The 1697-nt window shown below is 67.5% G+C and carries 2 protein-coding genes; one reads left to right on the forward strand and one right to left on the reverse strand.

Annotation, left to right across the window (positions count from 1 at the left end; translation table 11 throughout):
- A partial coding sequence (locus tag EN906_RS33210) for an ATP-binding protein (RefSeq protein WP_164777572.1) occupies nucleotides 1-1099 on the reverse strand: 1099 nt, incomplete at its 3' end.
- 208 nt (nucleotides 1100-1307) lie between these two features.
- Here EN906_RS33210 and EN906_RS33215 point away from each other — a divergent pair.
- Nucleotides 1308-1613 (forward strand): hypothetical protein, encoded by a 306-nt coding sequence (locus EN906_RS33215; protein ID WP_013530714.1) that lies wholly within the window; start codon nucleotides 1308-1310, stop codon nucleotides 1611-1613.
- Nucleotides 1614-1697 lie beyond the last annotated feature (84 nt).

Here is a 1697-nt window from a genome sequence, read left to right on the forward strand (position 1 = left end):
CTATGCGGCAGCGGACCACGAATTCCTGATAGAGCACCCCGATCACGCGAAAACCCGCATCGGGCTGCGCCAGGATGGCGCGCAGCACACGGTCGACGCGCTCACGACGCTCGGCCAGATCCTCGGCGCTGATTTGCGGCTCCGCCGGCTCGGGGCGCATTTCCAGTGCCGCCGATTTGGCCGCCATCAGCTGGTCGAGCAGGTCCGGCGACGCCGGGCGGCGCGGCGTGCGCACCGTCTCGGGCGGCGGCGCCGCCAGGATGATCGCGCGTGCATCTTCCAGCGCGGATTCCGGCATTGCCATGAGCCGCGGCGTGCCGTTGCGCGGGCTGGTGTCGGTCGGGCCGATGCGCAGCCCCAGCGGACGGCGCGACAGCGCCGGGCCGAGCGCCATGAACTGCCCGCGTTCCAGATCGCGGAACGCTTCCGCCTGGCGTCTCTCCATGCCCAAAAGATCGGCGGCACGCGCCATGTCGATATCGAGGAAGGTGCGGCCCATGAGAAAATTGGACGCCTCGGCTGCGACATTCTTGGCGAGCTTGGCCAGCCGCTGGGTGGCAATGATGCCGGCCAGCCCGCGCTTGCGGCCACGACACATCAAATTGGTCATGGCGCCGAGCGAGAGCTTTCGCGCTTCGTCCGACACCTCTCCGGCCACCGCCGGCGCGAACAGCTGCGCCTCGTCCACCACCACCAGCATTGGGTACCAGTGGTCACGGGCGACCTCGAACAGCCCGCCGAGGAAGGCGGCGGCACGCCGCATCTGGTTCTCGGCGTCGAGCCCTTCGAGATTGAGCACGGTGGAGACGCGATGCATGCGCGCCCGCTCGCCGGCCGCCTGCAGGCCGCGCTCGGTATGCTGCTCGGCATCGATCACCAGATGGCCGTAACGGTCGCCCAGCGAGACGAAGTCGCCCTCGGGATCGATGATGGTCTGCTGCACCCAGGGCGCGCTCTGCTCCAGCAGGCGCCGCAGCAGATGCGACTTGCCGGAGCCTGAATTGCCCTGCACCAAAAGGCGAGTCGCGAGCAGTTCCTCAAGATCCAGCTTCGCCGGGGCGCCCGCGGTCGTCTGTCCCATCTCGATCGCAACGGTCATCTCGACTCAGGCGCTCCTTTCGCAGACGGGCTTATCAACTGGGTCACAGCCCGTCGAGCGTGCATGACCGCCTGCGGCGTGTTGCGCACAACTGTGCAGGCACCGCCTGGAGGGGTCATCAGCCGATGCCTGGCGCAAACTTTGGGTTGACCCCTTCGGACCACGAGGCGACACTCCACCCAACGCTACGAGTGCGAGGAGGAATGCGATGGACGAGCCCGAACGGTGGCGCCACATGTCGACGGCGCCAAAGGATGGCAGCCGCATCCTGGTCACGGTGCGTCCGTCCGAACAGGGACCGGCGGAAGTAGACCTTGCCTATTGGTCGCGTGCCGACCAGTTCGCCTCGGAAGGCTGGCGCGCGTCGGACTCCTCGCCCGGGCGCGTCATCGAATATGCCGACCCGGAACTGAAGTGCTGGATGCCGTTGCCGACGGCAAACCTCAGCCGCGCGTCCATGCCAGCGCCCTGGGAAGGCGAAGACGCCCAGCAGCTGGATGGGTCCGGGATTTAAGCGCGCGGAGAGGCCGGAGATTGGCCAATCTCCCCTCGTGCGGGAGATCGGCAGCTTCGCGGTCGGCAGTCCTCAGAACAGGAA

The sequence above is a fragment of the Mesorhizobium sp. M7A.F.Ca.CA.004.06.1.1 genome, from assembly GCF_003999135.1.
GTDB lineage: Bacteria > Pseudomonadota > Alphaproteobacteria > Rhizobiales > Rhizobiaceae > Mesorhizobium.